This is a genomic window from Streptomyces pratensis (genome assembly GCF_016804005.1).
Taxonomy (GTDB): Bacteria; Actinomycetota; Actinomycetes; order Streptomycetales; family Streptomycetaceae; genus Streptomyces; species Streptomyces pratensis_A.
Window position 1 is genome coordinate 5,014,869 of record NZ_CP051486.1, and the last position, 22,954, is coordinate 5,037,822.

Here is a 22,954-nt window from a genome sequence, read left to right on the forward strand (position 1 = left end):
CCGTGGCCCGGGGGGACATACCGGATCTGTCGGTGGGAGCGGATCTGGTGGCGAGCGGCTGCCACGCGCTCGTGGTCGGGACGGCGACCCATCCGGGGCAGCGGCTGCCCGCTCTGCCGTCCGCCATCCGTTCGGCGCGGGATGTGGCCGAGACCCTCAGCACGGTGTGCGGCATGGGCGACCGGGTCACGCTGCTCACCGATCCGACGTCGCCGAGCGATGTCCTGGAGGCCCTGGCTACGGCCATCGGCCGGGCCGAGCCCACCGAGGAGCGGTACGAGCGCGGAACCGTCCTCCTCTACTTCGTCGGGCACGGGCTGCGCGGACCCGGTCAGCAGCTCTACCTGGCGACAGCGACGACGAAGTCCCAGGCCGACGTGGCGCACTCCGTGCCCTACACGGAGATCGAGCGCTACCTGAGCGACGCCGCAGCCGACCCCGTCGTGATCCTCGACTGCTGTTTCGCGGGGAACGCGCAGGAGCCCGGCCGGCCGGCCGCCGCGGATCCGTTCGCCGGTGCCCGGCCCACCGGCAGTTACCTGCTCGCGTCAGCGATGCGCAACACGTTGGCGTACGCCCCGCCGGACGCGGAGCACACCCTGTTCAGCGGTCAGGTGCTCAGCCTTCTGCGGGAGGGTGATGCGGGCGGGCCGAAGTGGCTGACGCTCGGTGGCATCTACCGGCTGCTCGACCAGCGGCTCCAGGGAAGCGCCGCCCGCCCGTACGGCGGTGGCACCGCGCGCATGAGCGAGCTGACCCTTGCCGTCAACCAGCGGTACGAGCCTCTGCCGGGGCCGGACACCGGACAGCGGGCTGCCGGCACCCAGGACGAGGATGCCTCCTGCCCCTACCCCGGCATCCTCCCCTTCCTCCCCGAGCAGCATCGCCTCTTCTTCGGCCGGGAGGAGCTGACCCAGGAGCTGCTGCGGCGCGTCGAGCGGGCGCGGCCCGGTGAGCCGGTGGTCCTGGTGGGGCCCTCGGGGGTCGGCAAGTCCTCGCTGCTGCGGGCGGGCCTCGGCGTGGTCGCGGAGGAGGCGGGTCTCGGTCCCGTCCGCCTGGTGTCCGCGCCGGGTGAACGCCCCTTCCGGACGCTCGCCGAGGCGTGGGCGGCTGCGGTGGGCAGGGCCCCCTCCGACGTCGTACGGGATCTGGAGCAGGGTCGCTTCAGCCGGCCGGCGGCCGGGGCGGGGCAGGGCCCGCGCCTCCTCGTCATCGACCAGCTCGAGGAGTACTTCACGCTGTGCTCGGACGAGGCCGAACGTGAGCGGTTCGCCGCCGCTCTCACAGCAGGTGCGCACGAGGAGGGGGCCGGGGACGCGGTTCCCGGCCCGCGCCTCGTCCTCGCCCTGCGCGCCGACTACTACGGCGACGCCCTGAGCGACCCGCGGCTGGCGCCCGTCGTACGGCCGGGCCACTTCGCTGTGCCCGCGCTGGCCGACGAGGAGGTCGAGGCCGCGATCGTGCGCCCGGCGGAGTACGCGGGCCTGCGGTGGGAGGAGGGTGTGCCGCAGCTCCTGCGGCGCGACGTGAACGAGGAACGGGGCGCCACTGGTGACGCCGCGGCGCTGCCCTTCCTGGCCTACGCCCTCCCCGAGATCTGGCTGCGGCGCCGGGGCACGACCCTGACCTACGCCGGATACGCGGCCGCCGGCGGCATACGGGGCGCGGTGGCCACGGCCGCCGACAGGATCCATGACTCACTCGACGCCGGCGGTCGCGCGGCTCTGCGGAGCCTCTTGCTGGCCATGGTCCACGTCGCGGACGGCGAGGGGCGGCTGTTCCGTCGCAGGGTGTCGCCTGCGGAGCTGTCCGGGAACGAGGGCCTGCTGCGCCGGCTGGCGGACGCCCGCCTCGTCGTCGTCGACGAGGAGGGCGGCGCGCAGCTCGGCCACGATTCGCTGCTGCACGCGTGGGCCAGGCTCAGCGGCTGGATCGACGAGGTGCGGGACGACCTGCTGAGACTCCGCCGGCTGAGCGCGGCGGCGGAGGGCTGGGCGGAGGGCGGACGGAAGCCGAGCGGCCTCTACCAGGGCGATGCGCTGGAGGAGGCGAAGAAGCTCACCACGGAGAACGTCCGGCCGCCTCGGGAGACTCCGCCGGCGGCGGACGGCCACCCGTCCGGGGAGGGGGCCCGGGAGGCCGCGGACGGCCCGACCGTCGCAGCCGCACCGGCAGTCGCCCGTGTGCCCGTCCCGCAGGTGGTGGGGGAATTCGTCACCGCGAGCGACCACGCGCAGCGCCGGCGGCGCCTCGTCACGCGGGCGTGGATCGCCTCCCTTTCGGCCCTGACCCTGGTGGCGGCTTCCCTCTTCGGGTGGGCGTTCCACGAGAACGGACAGGCGGCGAGCCGGGAGAAGAGCCTGATCGCCAGGGAGCTGGCCGCCCGGGCCGACGCCCTGCGCGAACGCGACCCGCAGATCGCGCTCCCGCTCAGCCTGGCCGCGTACCGCACGGCGGAGACGCCGGAGACCCGCTCCAGCCTGTACGCGGCGTCGATGACCGTCACCCCCGCCCGTCTCGCGCCGGCGACGCCACATCGCGAGCCGGTTCTCAACCTTGCCTACAGCCCGGACGGCGAGGTCCTGGCCGCCAGTCACCGGAGCAACAAGTCCAAGGGCGGCGGCCGCGTCCAGTTGTGGGACATGTCCTCGCCGACCGACCCCGTGGAAGCGGGCCGCTTCGCCCTGAAGAGCAGTCCGGTCATCGCCTACCATCCGCGCTCGCGGATCCTCGCCGCACAGTCGGCGGACGAACTGACGTTGTGGGACACCGCCGACCCGCAGAAGCCGAAGCGGCTCTCCTCGGTGCCACTCGCCCACCTGGTGACGTACACGCTGGCCTTCAGCAAGGACGGCCGCACCCTCGCGGCGGGCAGCCACGACGGACTGCTACGGCTGTGGAACGTGGGCGATCCCGCCCGTCCGACGCTGCGTGCCCAGCGGACGGTCGCCGAGTCGCCTCTGATCTCTCTGGCCTTCACCCGCGACGGGGGCCGTCTGATCACTGGCAACGGCAGCAGCGAGGACGCGGACAGCGGACAGCCCGCGCAGGTACGGCTGTGGGACGTCGGCGACCCGGACCGGCCCGTGCTGCGGGACACGGAACGGGCCGAGACGGTGATGGCGGTGGCCACCGACCCCCGCCGGGACCTGGTGGTCGCGACCGGTGCAGCGAGCAAGATCGCCTTCTGGGAGGTGGTGAACGGTCGGGACCTGCGACGCGTGGAACCGAAGGAGTACGGGGGCACCTTCGCCATCGACCACCTGGGCGTGCCGTCGCTGGCCTTCAGCGAGGACGGCAGGTTCCTGGCTGGCGCGGACCGTGACAACGGCGTCCGCCGGGCCGACGCGACCGGAAAGGTGTCGGATCTGGTGGACGGCATGTCCGGGGTCGAGCTGCCGACGGGCGAACCGTCCCAGTCGGTCGCCTTCAGCCCGGACAGCAGGTACCTGGCGGCAGGCGAGGTGGGCGGAGAGATACGGGTGTGGCCCGACCGGCCCCTGGCGCCGGGGATCGCGGGCGGCATCCACGTCGCGCCCCAGACGGGCACCAGTCCGTTCAGCGCCGATGGTGACCTGGTCATCACCATGGAGACGGGGTCGGACTTCACCCGCACCACCAAGGTGTGGGATGTCAGCGACCTGAAGAAGCCGAAGGTCCGGTACGCCCTGCCCGCCGGATGGGAGGCGAAGTTCTTCCTGAACCGGCGTGAGACGCCGGTGTTCCTGGCCCACCACTGGGCCGGAGGGCTTGACCACACCCTCCAGGTCTGGCAGTTGCGGGCCGACGGCAGCGTGAAGAAGAGTTCCGGCATCCCCTTCACCGCCGACATCCCGAGCATCGCAGTGAGTCCTGACGGCATGCTCCTCGCGGTGGGCTCGCACGAGGAACCGGACACCGCTCTCTGGGACATCCGGGACGCGGCGAAGCCCGTGCTCCGGGGCACTGTCGGAGTGAGGGCGAGCGGCTCGCTCGGGAGCACGGGAAGCCTGTGGTTCGCCGGGGAACGCTCGCTCGCGACGGTGGAGGACGGCCGGCACATCAGGTTCTGGGACGTGTCCGACCCCGCCCGGCCCCGTAAGGGCGGTCAGATCGAGGAGGCGGCGTCGATGAGCGGCGCGATGTACCACGAATCGTCCCGACTGCTCGTCACCGAGGCGGTGGGGGACGAGATCCAGCTCTACGATCTGTCCCGGCCCACGCATCCCGCCAAGGGGGCCGCGCTTCCGGCCGCTCCCGGGGGCTACTTCCCCATGGGAAAGGGCCAGTTGGCGACGACCCGGGCCGACGGGAGCGTCGAGTTCTGGGACGTCTCGGACCCGGCGGACCCCCGGAGCCAAGGCCACGACCTGGTGTTCGACAGCGAGGTCGAATCGATCAGCATGACCTCTGACAGCCGCCACGTGGTGACGAGCGAGCCCTACCGCGTCCATTCGGTCGGGAAGGACGGCCGGTGGAAGACCCCCGAGCTCTTCACCGTGGAGAAGGCGAGCGGCGTCCGGGTGCCGCCGGGAGACTCGGCGGAGGGCCCCCGGTGGCTTGCCGTCACCGGCTCCGACACCTCCGGCATGACACCGGAGACGACCTATGTGCTCGACTTCGCCACGGACGGTCTCTACGAGGACCTGTGCACGTCCTATCCCTCGAACGTCCCCGAGGACCGGTGGCGGCAGCTGTTCCCGCACCTGGCCTACCGCGCGTCCTGCGACTGACCCCGGGGACCCGGGCGCGCACAGCACCGGACTCCCGGCGGTGACGGGAGGCGGAGCGACCGGAAGGGTCTTCCGGCACAGTGCGGAGGACCCTTCCGCACTATTTCCCGGATGTGCCCGGAACAGAGCTACGATCGATCACCGGGAGATCACCGGGAGAGGCGACGTGCCCGCACGGGCCAAACGGCTGTCGACGCGTCAGGTGAGGCGACGAGGAGCGGGTACCAGTCCGAAGAGGCCGGTCTGCGGCGGGCTGTGCCGTCGAATCGACCAAGAGCGACAACACCATGTGTGACCTGGCAGAACGCGGCCACCAGCCCGGTCCAGAAGGCTAGGAGAGATGCTGTGTTCTATTACGTCCTGAAGTATGTCGTGCTGGGCCCGCTGCTCCGGCTGGTGTTCCGGCCCCGCATCGAAGGGCTCGAACACATTCCGGAAGAGGGCGCGGCCATCGTCGCGGGGAACCATCTCTCCTTCTCCGACCACTTCCTGATGCCCGCGATCCTCAAGCGCCGCATCACCTTCCTCGCGAAGGCCGAGTACTTCACCGGGCCCGGCATCAAGGGCAAGCTGACCGCCGCGTTCTTCCACAGCATCGGACAGATCCCCGTGGACCGTTCCGGTAAGGAAGCGGGACAGGCGGCGATCCGCGAAGGCCTGGGAGTGCTGGGCAAGGACGAACTCCTGGGCATCTATCCGGAGGGCACCCGCTCGCACGACGGACGGCTGTACAAGGGCAAGGTGGGGGTCGCGGTGATGGCGATCAAGGCAGGGGTCCCGGTCATCCCCTGCGCGATGGTCGGCACGTTCGAGATCCAGCCGCCCGGCCAGAAGATGCCTAAGGTCAAGCGGGTCACGATCCGTTTCGGGGAGCCGCTGGACTTCTCCCGCTACGCCGGCCTGGAGGACCAGAAGGCGGCGATCCGCGCGGTCACGGACGAGATCATGTACGCCATTCTCGGTCTCTCCGGCCAGGAGTACGTCGACGAGTACGCGGTCAAGGCCAAGGCGGCGCAGGCCGAGGAGTCCAAGAAGTTCCCACGTCGGCCACGCTGAGCGGGAAATCTGCTCTCGGCCGATATTCCTGCCGGGGCTGCCGGGGCGGCCGTAGCGTTCCCGTATGAGCAGAGGACGAGCGTTCGTGCTGGGTGCGACGGGGCAGATCGGACGGGCCGCGGTGCGGGCTCTGGCCGGGGACGGCTGGGAGGTGACCGCGGCCTCCGGAGGGGGCGGCCGGGACGGCACCTGGGGCGACGGCGTCCGCACCATCGCGCTCGACCGTGACGAGGAGGGCGCCCTGGCGACCGCACTCGGCGACGGCTGTGACGTCCTGGTCGACATGGTCGCCTTCGGCCGCGGTCACGCCGCGCAGCTGACCGGCCTGGCAAGCCGGGTCGGGTCCGCGGTCGTCATCTCCAGCGGCGCGGTGTACGAGGACGGACGGGGCCGCAGTTTCGACACGCAGGGCGAGCCGGACGGCTTCCCGGAGTATCCGGTGCCGATCCCGGAGACGCAGCCCACGGTGGCCCCGGGGGACACGACGTACGGGACGCGCAAGGTGGCGCTGGAGCAGGGCCTGCTTGCGGCGGGTGACGCGCTGCCTGTGACCCTGCTGCGGGCAGGAGCGATACACGGGGAGCACTGCCGCACGCCGCGCGAGCTCTACTTCGTCAAGCGTCTGCTGGACGGGCGCGGACGGCGGGTCCTCGCCCATGACGGGAGGAGCCGCTTCCACCCGGTCCATGTGTCCAACGTCGCCGAACTCATACGGCTCGCGGCTCTGCGGCCGGCCTCACGGGTACTCAACGCGGGGGACCCACAGGCTCCGACCGTCGCAGAGATCGGCGCGGCCGTCGATGAAGTCCTCGGCCGGGAGACCGAGACGGTGCTGGTGGCGGGTGCCCCGCCCGAGGGCGGTATCGGCGACACTCCTTGGAGCGGTGCGCACCCCGTCGTCTACGACATGTCGGCCGCCGAGCGGGAGCTGGGCTACCGCCCGGTGACGGGGTATGCCGAGTCTCTGCCGCAGACCGTCGAGTGGCTTGCCGGACAGCTCCACGGACGCGACTGGAGGCAGGCCTTCCCGAAGATGGTGCGCAACTACGGCGAGGGCCTCTTCGACTACGCGGCGGAGGACGTCTGGCTGGAGCGGCGGGACCGGAAGGTGTGAGCGGGCGAAGGCCGGGGTGAGCGCGCGAAGGCCGGGGTGAGCGCGCGAAGGCCGGGGTGAGCGCGCGAAGGCCGGGGTGAGCGGGCGGCCGCCCGAAGACATCGGCCGCCCGCTCACGTCAGGTGGTCATCACGGCTTCGGTGTGGCGTGCGGAGTGCACGTCACGTCGCGCCTGTCGGTCTTCCCGGTGAGCAGGTAGGTGTCCACCCGCTCGTTGATGCAGGGATTGACCAGGCCGGTGACACCGTGCGATCCGGCGTCCTTCTCGGTGATGAGTCGGGAGCCCTTGAAGCGCTTGTGCAGCTCGACTGCGCCCTCGTACGGAGTGGCGGCGTCACGTGTGGACTGCACGATGAGCACAGGAGGCAGACCCTTCCCGGTACGGACGTCCAGCGGAGTCTGCTGCTCGGACGACCAGGTCGCACACGGCAGGTTCATCCAGGCGTTGGCCCAGGTCATGAACGGGTACTGCTGGTGCAGCCGGGTGTTGTCGCGGTCCCACTTCTTCCAGCTGGTGGGCCACTTGGCGTCCGCGCACTCGACCGCCGTGTACACGGCGTTGCCGTTCTCCGAGCTGATGTTGCCCGCGGTGTCCGACAGGTCGGGTGCCGCGGCGTCGATCAGCGCCTGGGTGTCGCCGGCCAGATAGTCGCTCCAGATCCGGGCGGTGGGTGCCCAGGCGGAGTCGTAGTACGGCGCGCCCTGGAAGAAGCCGATGAGCTCGGCGGGTCCGACGACGCCGCCGATCGGGTTCTTCTTCGCCGCGGCGCGCAGGGTCAGCCACGCCTGCTCGACCTTCTCGGGCGTGTCGCCGATGTGGTAGGCCGCGTCGTTCTCGGCGACCCACGCCTTCCAGTCGTTCCAGCGCGTCTGGAAGGCGATGTCCTGGTTGAGGTTGGCCTCGTACCAGATGTTGTCCTTCGCCGGGTTGACCACGCTGTCGACGACCATGCGGCGTACGTGCGACGGGAAGAGCGTGCCGTAGACCGCGCCCAGGTAGGTGCCGTAGGAGACACCCAGGAAGTTGAGCTTCTTCTCACCGAGCGCGGCGCGGATGACATCGAGGTCGCGCGCGGTGTTCGGTGTGGTCATGTGCGGCAGCATGTCACCGCTGCGCTCGGCGCAGCCGTCGGCGTACTCGGCCGCGAGCTTGCGCTGTGCCCGCTTGTCGGCCTCGCTGTCCGGAACCGGATCGGCCTTCGGGGCCTTCACGAACTCCTGCGGATCGATGCAGGAGATCGGCGCCGAGTGGCCGACGCCGCGCGGGTCGAAGCCGACGAAGTCGTACGCCTTCGCGGTCTTCGTCCACAACGGGTTCTTGGTGACGATGCGCCTCGGGAACGCCATGCCCGAGCCGCCGGGTCCGCCGGGGTTGTAGACGAGTGCGCCCTGGCGCTCTTCCTTCGTCCCCGTGCTCACGTGCCGGTCGACCGCGAGCTTGATCTGCTTGCCGTTCGGCTTCGCGTAGTCGAGGGGAACGCTCACCCATCCGCACTGGATGGGTGCGGCGATCGCCCAGTCGGCCGGGCAGTCCGTCCAGTCGATGCCGGACTCGGCGGCCCGGGCCGCGGCGATCCGGACACCGCGCGCTTCCTGGTCGCCGTGGTGCCGGCTGTCGGCACCGGCTGCCGGTGCGGCTATCGCCCCCGCTATGAGCGTGCCCGCGATCAGAGTGCCGGCCGAACCGAGCACCGCTGTGCGTCTCAAGTGGAACCTCCCCCTGTGTGTCGCGCCGCCGGTGGCGGCGCGTTGCCTCTTACGTCCAGGAGGATCCTTTCGTCTGTGAGGTTGCCGAGAACAGGGCGTACGCATGTTTCTTTACCGAACCAATAACCGGTGCCCGCAGTCCCGCTGAGCGAACTCAGCCTTCTCGCAGTGCGTTCGCCTCCTTCAGCAGGCCCTCCAGCGCTTCGTCCAGTACCGCGCGCAGCAGCCGCGCGTCGGCGGCGAGCGCGGTCACGAGGACGGCGGGTCCGGCCAGCGGGGTGAGTGCGGCGGTGGGTCCGAGCAGCCGCGGCGCGGGAAGGCGGCCGTCGAACGCCGGGTCGACGAGCAGTAGTTGCCCGACGGCGCGGTGGCCGCCCAGGACTGCGGCGCCGTCCCATCCTCCGGGCGCCCCAGGCCCGTATGCCAGTTGCTGGTCGAGCAGCGGCCGGCCGGCTCTGCGCACGGTCAGGCGGGTCGAGAGCCGGCCGGTGAGTTCACCGTGCCGACCAAGGATCTGTTCCTCCCGGAGGACCAGGCGTGCGGTGGAGGCGAGTTCGGCCCGGGTTGTCATGTCGAGCTCGCTGCCGCGGGCGGAGACGAGCTGTTCGGGAAGCCAGTGGAGCTCCGCCCCCTCTCCCACGCTCAGCCGTACGTCGTAGGAGGCGGGGACGCCGTCCGGACCGGCCCCCGGCAGCGCCACGGTGGCGGCGGCGGAGTCCACGGTCAGCCGAGCGCCGTCCTCGGCCCGGACCTCGATGGCGAGCCGGTCCCCGCCGAGGGGCGCGCTCATCGCGCCGACCACGGTGACACGCGCGTAGGAGGTGTCCGGGGACCTGGTGCGGCGCGGGGCGAGCGGGCCGTCGCCCTGGAGCACGGGGAGCACCGTGGAGCCCCGCGCGTCGGCTGCCGCCGTGATCCGGGCGGTGGCCGTGACGCTCATGCGGCCCAGTCCGCGAGCCGCGCCCGCACCCAGTCGGCGACGGGTGCGACACCGTCGGGGCCGGTCAGGGAGGTGAAGACCACGGGGAGTTCACCGCGCTGTTCCGCTGCGTCGCGGGCCATCCGGTCCAGGTCGGAGCCGACGTACGGTGCGAGGTCGGTCTTGTTGATGACGAGCAGGTCGGCGGTGGTGACGCCCGGGCCGCCCTTACGCGGGATGTCGTCGCCGCCCGCGACGTCGATCACGAAGACCTGGGCGTCGACGAGTCCCTTGGAGAAGGTGGCGGTGAGGTTGTCGCCGCCTGATTCGACGAGGATCAGATCGAGGGGCCCCACGGAGTCCTCCAGGTCCTCGACCGCTTCGAGGTTGGCGGAGATGTCGTCGCGGATCGCGGTGTGCGGGCAGGCTCCGGTCTCGACGGCCTGGATGCGCTCGGGTGGAAGGACCGCGTTACGGAGCAGGAAGGCGGCGTCCTCGCGGGTGTAGATGTCGTTGGTGACGACTGCGATGGAGATGCGGTCGCGCAGCGCGCGGCAGAGGGCGGCGACGGTGGCCGTCTTGCCCGAGCCGACCGGGCCGCCCAGGCCGATGCGGAGCGCGCGTCGGGTGCCGTCGGGGCGGGCGGCGTCGGCGCTGACGGCTGCCGGTCCGTGGTGTGCGTGGTCGAGATGCATGGGTGCGGCTCCTGGTGATGACGGACGGGGCGGGGTTACGGGGTTCAGGATGTTTCGGGGTTCAGGACGTTTCGGGGTTCAGGACGCGAAGAGGCGGACCGGCCAGGCCGCGTGGGCTTCGGCGGAGATGTCGAGCAGAGGGGCGGAGGCGGCGGGGAGCGCGTCGATGCCGTGCCGAGCGGCGTCGGCGGCCTGTTCGGCGACCCTGTCGAGGGCTGGCGCGAGCCGGGCGAGGACGGCGGTGGCCTCGAAGGGGTCGAGGGACAGCAGTCGGACCACCGCCGTGGCCGGGCCGCTGACCGCTTCGTAGGCGACGCAGTGTGCTGCGTCGGCGGGCCCCAGGCCCGCGGCGCGTGCCGTGAGCCCGAGGACGACGGGCTGGTGGGCGCCGCGCGGCCGTGCTTCGGCGAGCGCAGCCAGTTCGGGACTGGGCCAGGTGGCTCGCGCCGCCCTCATCATCTGGCGCCCGAGCTTGCGTGCGACGGCCCTGAGCGCGGGCGAGGGCGTCCGCGCGTCGGCGGCCTCGTCGAGGGCGAGCGGGTCGAGGCCGTGGGCCGCCGCAGCGGCCAGGGCGGCTGCGGTGAGACCGGTGGTGTGGAGGCGTCCCAGGCAGAACTCCGCCAGATCCTGGGCGTTTCGGATGTGTCCCGCCTTGACGGCCGGCTCGGCACCTCCGGAGTGGGCGTGGCCACCGGCGGGGAACCGGCCGTCTGCGAGGACGAGCAGAGCTGCGCGCGTCGTCATGAAGTGCTGTCCTGCCCTCAGAAGAGGAAGTAGCGCTGAGCCATGGGCAGTTCAGCGGCCGGGGCGGGTTCGACCGGATCGCCGTCGATGGTGACGGCGAAGCTGTCGGGGTCGACCTGGACCCGGGGCAGGGCGTCGTTCTCGCGCATGTCCGCCTTGGTGACGCCCCGGGTGCTGGTGATCGGCACGAACCGCTTGCCGAGTCCCAGACGGTCCGGCAGCCCGGCCTCGATGGCCGCCGCGGAGACGAAGTTGAACGAGTTCGCTGCGGGGGCCCGGCCCACGGCGCCGAACATGGGCCGCGGCATGACCGGCTGCGGGGTGGGGATCGAGGCGTTGGCATCGCCCATCTGCGCGTAGGCGATCTGTCCGCCCTTGAGTACCACCTGCGGCTTGACCCCGAAGAACGCCGGATCCCACAGCACGAGGTCGGCGAGCTTTCCCGTCTCGACGGAGCCGATCTCCCTGTCCAGGCCCTGTGCCACTGCCGGGTTGATGGTGTATTTGGCGACATAGCGACGCGCGCGGCGGTTGTCGGCGGCGCCGTCGCCAGGCAGGGCACCGCGTCGGCGCTTCATCACATGAGCTGTCTGCCAGGTACGCAGGATCACCTCACCGATGCGGCCCATGGCCTGGGAGTCCGAGGAGATGATCGAGATCGCTCCGAGGTCGTGGAGGATGTCCTCGGCCGCGATGGTCGAAGGCCGGATACGGGACTCGGCGAAGGCGAGGTCCTCCGGCACCGTGGGGTTGAGGTGATGACAGACCATCAGCATGTCGAGGTGTTCCTCGATCGTGTTGACGGTGTGCGGCCGGGTCGGGTTGGTGGAGCTGGGCAGGACGTACGGCTCCGAGACCACACCGATGATGTCGGGAGCGTGCCCGCCGCCCGCGCCTTCGGTGTGGTACGCGTGGATGGAGCGCCCGGCGATCGCGGCCAGCGTGTCGGCGACGAATCCGGCCTCGTTGAGCGTGTCCGTGTGGATGGCGAGCTGGGCGCCGGTCTCCTCGCACACGCCCAGACAGGCGTCGATGACGGCGGGGGTCGCGCCCCAGTCCTCATGGATCTTGAATCCCAGTGCTCCGGCGCGGAGTTGGGAGTGCATGGCCTCGCGGGACATCGTGTTGCCCTTGCCGAGCAGACCGATGTTGACCGGGTAACCCTCGAGCGCCTCGAACATCCGGGCGAGATGCCAGGGGCCAGGGGTGATCGTGGTGGCTTTGGTTCCTTCGGCCGGGCCCGTTCCTCCGCCTACGAGAGTGGTGATCCCGGAGGAGAGTGCCTGCTCGACGAGGGTCGGCGAGATGAAGTGGACGTGTGCGTCGACGGCTCCGGCGGTGATGAACTTGCCGTTACCCGCGATGATCTCGGTCTCGGGGCCGATGACGAGGTCGGGGTGGACGCCGTCCATCGTGTCCGGGTTCCCGGCCTTGCCGATCCCGGTGATCCGGCCGTCGCGGATACCGATGTCGGCCTTGACGATGCCCCAGTGGTCGATGATGACGGCGCCGGTGATGACGGTGTCGGGGGCTCCTTCGGCGCGGGTGGTCCGCGCCTGGCCCATCGACTCACGGATCACCTTGCCGCCGCCGAACACCGCTTCGTCACCGGCTCGTCCTGGGCCGCCGCAACGGTCCTCCTCGATCTCGACGACGAGATCCGTGTCGGCGAGCCTGATGCGGTCGCCGGTGGTGGGCCCGAACAGGTCGGCGTACAGGGGGCGGCTGATCTCAGGCATCGAGGGGACCTCCGGTGTCGCCGCGCAGTCCGGGGACGATGCGCAGGCCGGCGAGCGGGACGAGTTCGACGTCGACGGGGATACCGGGCTCGAAGCGCACGGCGGTTCCGGCGGCGATGTTCAGCCGCAGCCCGTGGGCGGCGCGGCGGTCGAACTCCAGGCCTGGGTTGGCCTCGGCGAAGTGGTAGTGCGAGCCGACCTGGACGGGCCGGTCCGCGGCGTTGAGGACGGTGAGACGGGTGACAGGGCGCCCCTCATTGAGCGGCACCGGACCTTCCGCGTGGAGGATCTCTCCGGGAATCATCGGCTGCTCCCCCGTCAGACGATCGGATCGTGGACGGTGACGAGTTTGGTGCCGTCCGGGAAGGTGGCCTCGACCTGGACGTCGTGGATCATCTCCGGGATGCCGTCCATGACGTCGTCGCGGGTGAGGACCTTCCTTCCGGAGGCCATCAGTTCGGCCACCGTTCGGCCGTCGCGGGCGCCTTCCAGAAGATGCGAGGTGATCAGCGCGATCGCCTCGGGGTGATTCAGCCGCAGTCCGCGCGCCCTGCGCTTCTCTGCGACATCGGCCGCCACATGGATGAGCAGGCGTTCCTGTTCGTGCGGAGTCAGTTGCACGCTTCCACCCTCTTCGTCTTCCGCCCGGTACCTGCCCCGGGCGCAGCGGGACCCTATCCCGCCTTCAACACTCTGTTGAACGATGAAGAGGATTCCGCGACCAGGTATTGCACGTTAGGGCGGAAGTTTTTCCGGCGCGTTAACTGATCTTTTGCGGATCCATGGACATCAGCCCTCGCAACCCGTTCTCCAGGACCTCGGGTTCGGCCCCTCCGAACAGTGCCTCCTGGGCGATGAACCCCTGAGCAGTCGCGATCAGGGTGCGGGCGACATCATCGGCCGGCACACCGGAAGGCATGAGCCCGGCCGCACGGTAGGCCTCCACGAGCTTCGCCCAGGCCGCGCGCATGCCCGTGTAGCCGTCGCCGAGCGTCTTCGCGAGCCGGTCGTCACGCATGGTCTCCGCCCACACCTGAACGATGAGCGCGGCGCACGTGCGGCGCTCCATGCCGTACACCTGCCCGTCGAAGACCCCGCGCAGCACCCTGCCCAGCAGCACATCAGGGGTGGGCGGAGGGGTGAGCTCCGCCGCCTCCTCGAAGGCCCGCCGGATGCCGCGGAACGCCTCGTCGGCGATGGCCGCGATCAGGTCCTCCTTGCCCGCGAAGTACCGGTAGACGGCACCGGCGGACAGCCCGACCTCCTTGAGCACGTCCTGCATGGATGTGCCGTGGAAACCGTTGCGGGCGAAGCAGCGCGCTGCGCCGGTGAGGATCTGCCGCCGGCGGGCGTCGAGGTGCTCCTGAGATACGCGTGCCATGGGGCCCAATGTAAAACGAACGTTCCTTCTTGACAAGCTCCCGCACGGGAGAGACAGTGACCCCACCCAGTAAAACGAACGATCCTTCTCTTTGAATTGAGGCAGTCGTCATGTCTGCTGCGCCCAACCGCCGTGCGATCGCGGTCATCCTCCTCGTCCCTCTGATCGTGACGCTCAGCCTCTGGGCGTTCTCGTGGCCGGCCGCGCGGCTCGCCCCACGCGATCTGCCCGTGGGTATCGCGGGTGCCGCGCCCGCCGCCGATCAGCTGCAGAAGCAGTTCGAACAGCGCAAGGGCGCCTTCGAGATCCACCGATACGACGACGCCGCGGCGGCCCGCGACGCGATCGAGGACCGGGTCGTATACGGCGCCGTCGTGATCACCGGGAAGGGTCCGCAGTTGCTCACGGCCTCGGCGGCGAGCCCCGTCGTATCCCAGTTGCTGACCGAGGCGGCCAAGGGGGCGGCGTCTGCGGGAACCGCCGTACCGGTCACCGACGTCGTCGCGGCACCCACGGCGGATCCACGGGGCGCCGCGCTCGGTGCGAGCTTCCTGCCGTTGGCACTCGCCGGTGTCGCCGCGGGGGCGCTGGTGACCCTGATGAAGCTCGGCGGCGCCAGGGCGGCCCTGACACTCGCCGGCGCGGCGGGGCTTGTGGGCATCGCCGCCACCGCGATCGCCCACAGCTGGCTGGGAGTGCTCACGGGCGGCTGGTGGACGGAAGCAGGCGCCGTCGGGCTCACCGTGCTGGCCATCGGCTCCGCCGTCGGAGGACTCGCGGCGCTGCTCGGCACGAAGGGCATAGGCGCGGGGGCCCTGCTGATGGTGCTGCTCGGCAATTCCTTCTCCGGCGTCACGAGCGCACCCGAGCTGCTTCCCGAACCGGTCGGCGCGATCGGCCAGTGGCTCCCGCCGGGGGCGGGCGGATCGTTGCTGAGGTCGGTCGCGTTCTTCGACGGGGCCGCCGCGGGTGGCGCGGTGCTGACCTTGGCGGTGTGGGCCGCGCTGGGCCTGGCCGCCGTTCTGATCGGCGGCCGTCGGCCGCCCGAGGAGGCCGGTACCGCCGAGCACTCCGGCCACCGTCACGAACCGGCCCTAGCGACGCGCTGATCCGGCGGCCCGTCACCCGGCCGAGCCGCACCCCTCAAGGACAGGCTGGGTGCGGCTTCTCCCCATTCCGTGCCGGTCGGCAACCGCGACGGGGCAGCGATCCCGGTCCCCAAGCGGGCAGGGTACCGCTTCGGCCACCACGCCTCGCAGGTCAGTCGCAGGTCAGGTCGCGCGCGGGGAGCCGTCCTGTCCGCAGGTAGTCGTTGACGCGCCCGTCGACGCAGGCGCTGCCGTACTCGCCGTACAGGCCGTGCTGGCGGGCGCCCACCACCGTGAGCAGGCGGGAGCTCGGCCACTGCTCGCGCACGGCCTCGGCACCGGCGTAGAGGGTGCGAGGGTCTCCGGTGGCGGCGACGAGCAGGGCCGGGACGTCGTTGTCGAGCACGGTCGGCGTCTCGGCGGGCCGGTCCCAGAACTCGCAGGGGGTGATGTTGTTGGCCAGCGGCCCGGCGAGGGGAAACCGCTCGCGGGACGCCTCGACCGCGCGCCGGTAGCTGGCGACTCCGCGCCGCTCGGCCACGTCGCCGCAGATGATCGCGGTCATCTGACTTGCGGATGCCGACCCCGCCCCGGTCAGCAGGAACTCCAGCTGACCGGCAAGTGCTTCGGACGGCTCGACCGGCTCCCGGTCCGCGGCGCGTGCCAGGAGACGCACGGTCCCGGCCAGGCCGGCGCGCCGCTCGTCGAGGTCACTCCCGAGGCCGCCGATGAAGAGGGCGGGGAGCACGTGCTCGTCCAGCAGGTATGTCTCCCCGATCCGCAGCGGCGTCCGTGCGGCGGCGCCGAGGATGTGCTCCACCGTCGCCAGGACCTTGCCGCGCGTGGCGCCCAGCCCGTAGGTGCCGTGCCGTGCGGCGGCCCACGACGCCCACGCGCGCAGGGCCGCCTCATTGGCCGCCTCGGCGCCGCGCAGCAGCGTATGGCTGTAGGACTCCGGCGGGTTCACGCCGTCGAGCACCATGCGGTCGGTGCGGCCCGGGAAGAGCTGCGTGTAGACCTCGCCGAGATAACTGCCGTAGGAGTAGCCGAGGTAAGAAAGAGTGTCCTCGCCGAGGGCGGCGCGGATGATGTTCATGTCGCGGGCGGTGTTGCGAGTGGTGACGTACGGCAGCACGTCACCGTGGGCGCGTTCACAGCGCCGGGCCAGTTCGCGCGCGACCACGACCTCCTCCCGGTACGCCGCCAGGTCGGCGCCTGCGGAGCGGACGAGTGCGGAGCCGAGGCCCCAGCCGCAGTCCAGTGGGGTGCTCCGGCCGACGAAGCGCGGGTCCATGCCGATCAGGTCGTAACGGTCGGCGACCTCTCCCATCACCTCCGATTTGGTCAGTGGCATGTGGAGGCCCGGGGCTGCCGGACCCCCGTCGTTGAGCAGCAGCGGGCCGACGCGGTGGGTGGTGTCTGTGGCCTGCAGACGGGAGATGGCGACGGTGATGGTGCGACCGCCGGGGGCGGCGTAATCGAGCGGCACGGTGATGTCGGCGCAGTCGGCGCCCGCGGCGTCCAGCGTCGGACCGAGCTCGTCGTCGGCACCGAGGGTGCAGGCGTGCCAGTCGACGTGCTGGCCGTGGAAGGGTGCCATCAGGTCCGGGGTGGCGGTGGCGGTGACTGTGGTCGTCGCGGTGGCGGCGAGCACCGCCGCACACGCCGTAAAGGCCTTGCTGTACCGGGAAGTTGACATGCCCGCACGCTAGGGGTGACTGACACCTCAGCACACTCCGGACAGTCCCCGGAACCGGGTGGGGTTGTCCCCCGCCAGCCGCAGCACGGCCCGGGGCATCCGGTGAACCCCGGCCGGATACCTTCACTCGCGGTCCCCGCCGGGCGGTGCCGACCCCTGTCGAGTGACCCCCGCCGGGCTCGCACCGATCACTCGGCGCGAGCCACATCCGGCCCCGGCAGCGAACAGGCGATACCTGGGCATGCGTGCTCAGGTATCGCGAGGCCGCACCCGTTCGTGGGACACCACGCAGACGGCGGCCGGATCAGCTCGTGGACCTGAACGAGCGGGCTGGGCGGCTCGTCCAGGTCACCGAGCCTCGGCTCCCCGCAGATGAACAGAGCAGGCCGGGGCCGGTCGTCGCGGTCAAATGCCCCGCCTGAGGGATGCGGACCAGGGATGACCGCCGGAACGGCAACGCCGAACAGGTCTGGCGACACGCTTCAGGACAGCGTCGGCCGCCCCTGACTCAGAACGAGTCAGCGATCCCGGTCCTCGTGGCCACGGTGCTCCGCGGCGATGCCGAAGCGGTGCCGTTCGCCCGGAGCGGACGACAAGGAGCGGATCGACGACACCGAACTGATCACCTGCTCCTCGGCCGCCTCCTCCCGTGCCGCGGTCTCCTCGTTCTCGAGTCGCTGCAGGTCGGCGGCAGAAACCAAGGCGACCAACGGCTTTCCGTGCCGCGTCACCACCACGCGCTCACCCCCGTAGACGACGCGGTTGATCAGTTCGGCGAGCTCCGCCCGGGCTTGCGTCACCGGAATCTCATAAGCCATGCCCCCATCCTAACCTCCTGTACGTCCTGTACGTCCTGTACATTTTTTACGTACTCCGATTCGTTGTGATCCGAGGAGAGGCATCGCCGTGTTCCGTCCCGCCGCCCGCTACGTACTGCCCGAGTTCACAGAGCGCACCTCATACGGATCCCGAAGCATGGATCCCTATTCGAAGCTGCTGTCCGAGCGGATCGTCTTCCTCGGCACACCTGTCGACGACACCGCCGCAACCGACCTGATCGCCCAGTTCATGCACCTGGAGCACGAGGACCCCGACCGGCCCCTTTCCCTGTACATCAACTCGCCAGGTGGCTCCTTCAACGCCATGACGGCGATCTACGACACCATGCACTTCCTCGCCTGCGAGGTGGAGACCTTCTGCCTCGGCCAGGCGGGTGCCGTCGCCGCGGTGCTGCTCGCGGCCGGCGCGCCCGGACGCCGACATGCCCTGCCCGGCGCCCGGGTAGTCATCCGGCAACCCGCCCTGGACGAGCCGGTGCAGGGCCATCACTCCGATCTGGAGATCCAGGCCCGTGAGTTGATGCGCGAGCGCGAGCTGCTCACAGCCATGCTGGCCCGCCACACGGGGCGTTCCACACAGGAGATCAGCGCCGACATCGAACGGGACACCATCCTCGACGCCCCCGCCGCCCTGGCGTTCGGGCTGGTGGACCACGTCATGGAGAACCGCACGCCGTCCCAGCCACCGCACGCCGCGAGGTGAACGCCCGATGCTCTCACCCCAGTTCCCACCGCTCCCTGCCCTGACCCGCGCCGAGGCCGAGTTCATCGACTGCTACCTGGAAGTGCTCGACCAGCTCGGCCGCATCAATCCCGCGCGCGGCAGTGACACGTACGGAGCACTCCGGGCGGCTCAGGCACTCGCCTCCCGGGCCACCGCCCTCCGCGACGCGCTCGTCCTCATGCACGAGCGGGGTGAGTCACAGATCCACGCGGACACCCTGGCCAGGGCACTGCGGCTGTTGGACGGAGAGCGTCGCGCCGGACGCATCGCCGTGCCCCCCGCGTCGTCGAGTTGAGCACTTCGGCCGCCCGACTCGGTTGTCACAGCGGCGTTTCGACGCCCATTGACGACACGCCCGACGGGCCGATGAGTTTTCCTCGCTCGATCGGCGTAGACGCTCCTCCTCCCGGGCGACAGCCCAACTTGCGCAACTAGCGCGGACACTGGGCGGCACGCGTCGTTCCGCCGCTGGTACACGGCTGGTCCGGTGGGCCCGCCGCGGCTCGGGAAGGACGACGTCCACCCGATCGGATCAGTGGTGACGACTCTCACATATCGCCACTTCGACGAGGAAATCCGGCAGCGCGTGAGTAAAGATCCCTGGGACGACAAGCCCCCGCCACCGCGGCGGGGCGGTCCGGGCGGACGCCGAGTCCTGCCGCCGTCCGGATGCCTGGTCGACAGGAGTGGATCGGCAGGAGTGGAGGACCCGAGCGCAACGGGCCGACCGGAGATCCGGGCGGCCCTCGGGGTGAAGCCGCTGCGTGCGGCCGGGCAACTTCGCCAGCCCGAACCCGACAGGTCATCCTTCACAGGCGGCTGACGAAGGGTTGCGCATGACTGCGCAGGTTCATGTCCCGTCTCTGCTCGCCCGGGTCGGTACGGCCTCGGTCCTGACTCTCGCCGTAGGCACCACCATGCTGACACCCGGTTTCGTGAACGAGGCCGAGGCCGCCACCACCCACTCGACGAAGGCGCTCAAGATCGCCGCCTCGAAGAAGGGCGCGCCCTACAGATGGGGCGCCACGGGCCCTCATCGGTTCGACTGCTCCGGGCTCACGGTCTACTCGTTCAAGAAGGCCGGCAAGAAACTTCCACGAACGGCGCAGCAGCAGTACAACAAGACCCGCCATATCTCCAGGTCGCAGCGGAAACGCGGCGACCTGGTCTTCTTCCATGCGGGCCGCAGCGTGTACCACGTCGGCATCTACGCCGGCAGCGGGAAGATCTGGCACTCACCGAAGGCCGGCGCCGTGGTCCGGCTGGAGAAGATCTGGTCCGGCAGCGTCTGGTACGGGAGGGTTCGCTGAGACTCCATTCCACCTCTGTCAGTGCAGCAGGGGCCCCGTCACGAGTACGACCCCCAGCGCGGTGAGCGCCGAGCCGCTGCCGCCCTCGATCGCACGGGCGGTACGCGGCCGGCGCAGCCACCGGCCCAGCCTGTCCACCAGCAGGGCGACGGCCGGGAACCAGACGAGCGCGAGCATGACGACCACCGAGGCCAGCAGCAGGGTCCGGGGCAGCGGCGCGGCTCCGTCGGGAACGAACTGAGGCAGCAGGCTGAGGAAGAGCACGGGCGCCTTCGGGTTGAGCGCGTTGGTCAGGAAGCCCTGGCGCAGCGAACGTCCGGCCCCCGGCACCGCCCTGCCCGGGTCCTCCTCACCGGCACCGGCCCCGGCACCGGCGGTGGCCCTGCGGCGCATCGCGTACAGACCGCTGAGCCCCAGGTACAGCACATAGGCACCGCCGAGGAACTGAACGGTGCGGAACAGGACGGGCATCGTCACGAGCACGGCGGCGAGCCCGGCGACGGCCAGGGCGGTGTGCACCACGAGCCCTCCGGCGACCCCCACAGCAGTGGCAAGCCCGGAGCGCCGGGATGCGAGCGCATTGCGTACGACCACGGTGAAGTCGGCGCCGGGAAGCGCCACCATTCCCGCGGCCACGGCGACGAAGGCGAGCAGTTGTGCGTCCATGGGTACACCCTGACCGCCCGGGGCCTTTAGCGTGTACTTGCAATCTTCTGGGTCTGCCAAAAGGAATGCTTAATGTACGACCCCACACGGCTGGCCGCGCTGGTGGCGGTGGCCGAGGCCGGCTCGATCACGCGCGCAGCCGCGCGGCTGGGCTACACCGCGCCCGCGCTCTCGCAGCAGTTGTCCAAGCTCGAGCGGGAAGCCGGAGCCGCCCTCCTCGTCCGTCATCACCGCGGGGCACGGCTGACGGCCGCCGGTGAGTTGCTGGCGGGAAGGGCGAGACGCGTGCTGGACGAGATGGACCAGGCCCGGCACGAGCTGGCCCGGCTCTCGGGTCTGTCGGGCGGCCGGCTGCGGGTCGGCACGTTCGTGACGGCCGGGATCCATCTGCTGCCGCCGGTGCTCACAGCGTTCCAACGCGCCCACCCCGACGTGGAGCTGACCGTGACGGACTACGAGCCGCCTGCCGGGGTCTCAGCCGTGGCTGCGGGTGACGTGGACCTGGCGCTGACTCATGCGTACGAACCCGCCGCCGCGGCCCCGCTGCCTGCGGGGGTGTCCGCCGAGCCGCTGCTCGTCGAGGAGCTGGTGCTGGTCACCGCGCTCGGGCAGATGCTGTCCGAGGGCAGCGGCCCGCTGCCCGTGGCCGAACTGGCCGGCCGTCCGTTGATCAGCAGTGCGCCGGAGCATCCGCCACGGCGGGGGGTTGAGCGTGCGCTGGCCGAGGCGGGGGCGACGCCCGCCGTGGTGTGCGAGTCGCCCGGCTACGCCCTGGTCTGCGCGCTGGTCAGTGCGGGCCTCGGTGTGGCCGTGGTGCCGGAGATGGTGGCCGCGATGTCCCCGGCGCCCCTCGCCGTCCGGCGCCTGGAACCCGCCGCTTTCCGGCGGACGATCTCCGTGGTGCACCGGGGGGACCGCAATACCGCTGCGGCGACGACGCTGATGGCGCTCATGCGCAGTGGCTTCGGCCGGGCCTCCGCAGTGTGAGGGCGGCCCCCTCCCCGCGAGGGCGGCATGCCCGACGGCGTCAGGTCTGCGTGGGAACCGGCCAGGGAAGGGCGATCGACACGGTCTTGCCCCCGTCCGCGGTGGGGCTGACACCGAGCCGTCCGCCGTGCTCCTTCGTCAGGGCCCGGATGATCACCATGCCGCGGCCGTTGTCCTGCCGGACGGCGGCGGGCAGCCGCTGGGGCCAGCGGGGGTGGCTGTCCGTCACGCCGAGATAGAACTCCACGTCCCGGTCGAGCCGGAGGTCCACGGTGAAGGTGGGCGACTGCCCGAACGTGTGCTGGACGGCGTTGGTGGCGAGTTCCGAGACGATCAGCCGGATGGTGTCCGCGGTGTCGCAGTCGTCGGCCAGGCCCCATTTCGCGAGGACCCGGGCCACGTGTCTCCGGGCCGCGGAGACCGACGCCGGATCGCTCGGCAGGGTGACGGTTGCTTCCTGATGGTCTGCCATGGCGACGCCGTCCCTTTCCCGCCCCGACCGACCCACGGGCGGCCTGGATTGTGCTTCGCGCCAGACTGCCACCGATACAGCCGCCCATGACGGCGATCCACCAAGATATGCATATATCTGTCGCTCATTACGGTGAACTCTGCTCCCTGAGCCGTGCTCGGGCGCAACACTGGCCCCTTTCCGAGCCGGACCCGCACGGGGCGGCTCTCCGCTCAACGGGAGGAGGCCGCCATGCGGAACGGACCTGCGGTTCGCCGCCGCAAGCTCGGGGAGGAGCTGCGCAGCCTGCGTCACACCTCGGGACTCACCAGCCGGGAGGCCGCCGGGATGCTGGGGTGGCACCAGTCGAAGGTGAGCCGGATCGAGACGGGGGCCAGCGGGGTGACCCCCGACGACGTGACCCGGCTGCTGGACGCCTACGGCGTGGACGACCGTCAGTTGCGTTCCCTGCTCCAGGCGCTCGCCGGCTCTGCCGGCGGAGGCGGAAGCGGCTGGTGGCACGCTTATCGCGGACTCATTCCGCCCCAGTACCGCGATTTCATCAGCCTGGAGTCACAGGCCGACGCCGCCCGCACGCTCGAGACGTCGGTGGTCCCGGGGCTGCTGCAGACAGCCGACTACGCGCGAGCGGTGACACGGTCCTCGCTGGACGGACTGCCGCCGGCCCAGCTCGATTCCCTGGTGGAGGTCCGGCTCGCCCGGCAGAGCGTGCTCCACGCACCCCGGCCCCTGCGGCTGAGCGCCGTGCTCGACGAGGCCGTACTTCGGCGTGGGGTGGGCGGCTCCCGGGTGATGCAGCAGCAGCTGCACCACCTGACCCGGGCGGCTCAACTACCGCATGTGACACTCCAGTTGCTGCCGTTTCGGGCCGGGAGCTATATCGGCCTCACGGGGCCTTTCGTAATCCTCTCTTTTTCGAACACTTCTGATCTGGATGTGGTCGTTCTTGACCACTTGACGAGTAGCCTCTATCTCGAGCGGAGAGAAGACCTGGAGGCGTACGGCTCGGCCTTCCGCACGATGCAGGCCCACGCGCTGTCGCCGGAGCACTCGCTGGACCTCATCGCCGCAGTAGGCCGCGGCGGTTAGGCGGAACCTTCAG

At 70.8% G+C, this 22,954-nt stretch carries 21 protein-coding genes and 1 riboswitch; of the genes, 9 read left to right on the forward strand and 12 right to left on the reverse strand.

Going from position 1 to position 22,954, the window contains the following annotated elements; genetic code table 11:
• Positions 1-32: 32 nt before the first annotated feature.
• The 3 genes from HED23_RS20315 (at position 33) to HED23_RS20325 (ending at position 6,882) form a co-directional block, all read left to right on the forward strand.
• Positions 33-4,712, forward strand: coding sequence for a caspase, EACC1-associated type (locus HED23_RS20315; protein WP_203184822.1), 4,680 nt, complete (start codon positions 33-35; stop codon positions 4,710-4,712).
• A 345-nt stretch (positions 4,713-5,057) separates the two neighbouring features.
• On the forward strand, positions 5,058-5,768 hold the full coding sequence (locus HED23_RS20320) for a lysophospholipid acyltransferase family protein (RefSeq protein WP_203184823.1): 711 nt from the start codon (positions 5,058-5,060) through the stop codon (positions 5,766-5,768).
• An 85-nt stretch (positions 5,769-5,853) separates the two neighbouring features.
• Positions 5,854-6,882: an NAD-dependent epimerase/dehydratase family protein gene (locus HED23_RS20325; protein WP_203187572.1), complete on the forward strand. Its 1,029-nt coding sequence runs from the start codon at positions 5,854-5,856 to the stop codon at positions 6,880-6,882.
• A gap of 129 nt (positions 6,883-7,011) precedes the next feature.
• Here HED23_RS20325 and HED23_RS20330 read toward each other — a convergent pair whose 3' ends face one another.
• The 8 genes from HED23_RS20330 to HED23_RS20365 all read right to left on the reverse strand — a co-directional run bounded on the left by HED23_RS20330 (position 7,012) and on the right by HED23_RS20365 (position 14,067).
• On the reverse strand, positions 7,012-8,589 hold the full coding sequence (locus tag HED23_RS20330) for an alpha/beta hydrolase (protein WP_203184824.1): 1,578 nt from the start codon (positions 8,587-8,589) through the stop codon (positions 7,012-7,014).
• Positions 8,590-8,743: 154 nt separating this feature from the next.
• Positions 8,744-9,529, reverse strand: coding sequence for an urease accessory protein UreD (locus HED23_RS20335; protein ID WP_203184825.1), 786 nt, complete (start codon positions 9,527-9,529; stop codon positions 8,744-8,746).
• On the reverse strand, positions 9,526-10,203 hold the full coding sequence (gene ureG, locus HED23_RS20340) for an urease accessory protein UreG (protein ID WP_203184826.1): 678 nt from the start codon (positions 10,201-10,203) through the stop codon (positions 9,526-9,528). The genes HED23_RS20335 and ureG overlap by 4 nt, the downstream gene beginning before the upstream one ends.
• A 78-nt stretch (positions 10,204-10,281) precedes the next feature.
• Entirely contained in the window at positions 10,282-10,947 is a 666-nt protein-coding gene (locus HED23_RS20345; RefSeq protein WP_203184827.1) for an urease accessory protein UreF, read from the reverse strand.
• 17 nt (positions 10,948-10,964) lie between these two features.
• Positions 10,965-12,686 carry an urease subunit alpha gene (locus HED23_RS20350; protein ID WP_203184828.1) on the reverse strand — a complete coding sequence of 574 codons (1,722 nt, stop codon included), beginning with the start codon at positions 12,684-12,686 and terminating at the stop codon, positions 10,965-10,967.
• Entirely contained in the window at positions 12,679-12,990 is a 312-nt protein-coding gene (locus tag HED23_RS20355; RefSeq protein WP_203184829.1) for an urease subunit beta, read from the reverse strand. The genes HED23_RS20350 and HED23_RS20355 overlap by 8 nt, the downstream gene beginning before the upstream one ends.
• Positions 12,991-13,004: 14 nt before the next feature.
• On the reverse strand, positions 13,005-13,307 hold the full coding sequence (locus HED23_RS20360) for an urease subunit gamma (RefSeq protein ID WP_073750029.1): 303 nt from the start codon (positions 13,305-13,307) through the stop codon (positions 13,005-13,007).
• 139 nt (positions 13,308-13,446) lie between these two features.
• The gene (locus HED23_RS20365; protein ID WP_203184830.1) at positions 13,447-14,067 is read right to left on the reverse strand and encodes a TetR/AcrR family transcriptional regulator; all 621 of its coding nucleotides are present in this window, start codon (positions 14,065-14,067) and stop codon (positions 13,447-13,449) included.
• Positions 14,068-14,177: 110 nt separating this feature from the next.
• On the opposite strand from HED23_RS20365, the gene HED23_RS20370 reads away from it, so the two are divergent.
• Complete coding sequence (locus HED23_RS20370) at positions 14,178-15,176, forward strand: ABC transporter permease (protein WP_203184831.1); 999 nt, start codon at positions 14,178-14,180, stop codon at positions 15,174-15,176.
• Between the two features lie 151 nt (positions 15,177-15,327).
• On the opposite strand, the gene HED23_RS20375 is transcribed toward HED23_RS20370, so the two are convergent.
• Positions 15,328-16,854 (reverse strand): alpha/beta hydrolase, encoded by a 1,527-nt coding sequence (locus tag HED23_RS20375; RefSeq protein ID WP_203184832.1) that lies wholly within the window; start codon positions 16,852-16,854, stop codon positions 15,328-15,330.
• Positions 16,855-17,372: 518 nt separating this feature from the next.
• On the reverse strand, positions 17,373-17,672 hold the full coding sequence (locus HED23_RS20380) for a type II toxin-antitoxin system Phd/YefM family antitoxin (RefSeq protein ID WP_203184833.1): 300 nt from the start codon (positions 17,670-17,672) through the stop codon (positions 17,373-17,375).
• Between the two features lie 88 nt (positions 17,673-17,760).
• On the opposite strand from HED23_RS20380, the gene HED23_RS20385 reads away from it, so the two are divergent.
• From HED23_RS20385 to HED23_RS20395, 3 genes are all read left to right on the forward strand, one after another.
• Positions 17,761-18,396, forward strand: a complete 636-nt coding sequence (locus tag HED23_RS20385; RefSeq protein ID WP_203184834.1) for an ATP-dependent Clp protease proteolytic subunit — start codon at positions 17,761-17,763, stop codon at positions 18,394-18,396.
• Positions 18,397-18,403: 7 nt separating this feature from the next.
• Positions 18,404-18,712, forward strand: coding sequence for a hypothetical protein (locus tag HED23_RS20390; protein WP_203184835.1), 309 nt, complete (start codon positions 18,404-18,406; stop codon positions 18,710-18,712).
• 434 nt (positions 18,713-19,146) lie between these two features.
• Positions 19,147-19,225, forward strand: a riboswitch (cyclic di-AMP (ydaO/yuaA leader).
• A 28-nt stretch (positions 19,226-19,253) separates the two neighbouring features.
• On the forward strand, positions 19,254-19,727 hold the full coding sequence (locus tag HED23_RS20395) for a C40 family peptidase (RefSeq protein WP_203184836.1): 474 nt from the start codon (positions 19,254-19,256) through the stop codon (positions 19,725-19,727).
• An 18-nt stretch (positions 19,728-19,745) separates the two neighbouring features.
• Here the strand turns inward: HED23_RS20395 and HED23_RS20400 are convergent, their stop codons facing one another.
• Positions 19,746-20,393 carry a LysE family translocator gene (locus HED23_RS20400; protein ID WP_203184837.1) on the reverse strand — a complete coding sequence of 216 codons (648 nt, stop codon included), beginning with the start codon at positions 20,391-20,393 and terminating at the stop codon, positions 19,746-19,748.
• A gap of 72 nt (positions 20,394-20,465) precedes the next feature.
• Between HED23_RS20400 and HED23_RS20405 the strand changes: the two genes are divergently transcribed.
• On the forward strand, positions 20,466-21,380 hold the full coding sequence (locus HED23_RS20405; RefSeq protein ID WP_203184838.1) for a LysR family transcriptional regulator: 915 nt from the start codon (positions 20,466-20,468) through the stop codon (positions 21,378-21,380).
• 40 nt (positions 21,381-21,420) lie between these two features.
• Here HED23_RS20405 and HED23_RS20410 read toward each other — a convergent pair whose 3' ends face one another.
• Positions 21,421-21,852, reverse strand: a complete 432-nt coding sequence (locus tag HED23_RS20410) for an ATP-binding protein (RefSeq protein WP_203184839.1) — start codon at positions 21,850-21,852, stop codon at positions 21,421-21,423.
• Positions 21,853-22,083: 231 nt separating this feature from the next.
• Here HED23_RS20410 and HED23_RS20415 point away from each other — a divergent pair, with 231 nt between their 5' ends.
• Positions 22,084-22,941: a helix-turn-helix domain-containing protein gene (locus HED23_RS20415; protein WP_203184840.1), complete on the forward strand. Its 858-nt coding sequence runs from the start codon at positions 22,084-22,086 to the stop codon at positions 22,939-22,941.
• The last annotated feature ends 13 nt before the right edge of the window (positions 22,942-22,954 follow it).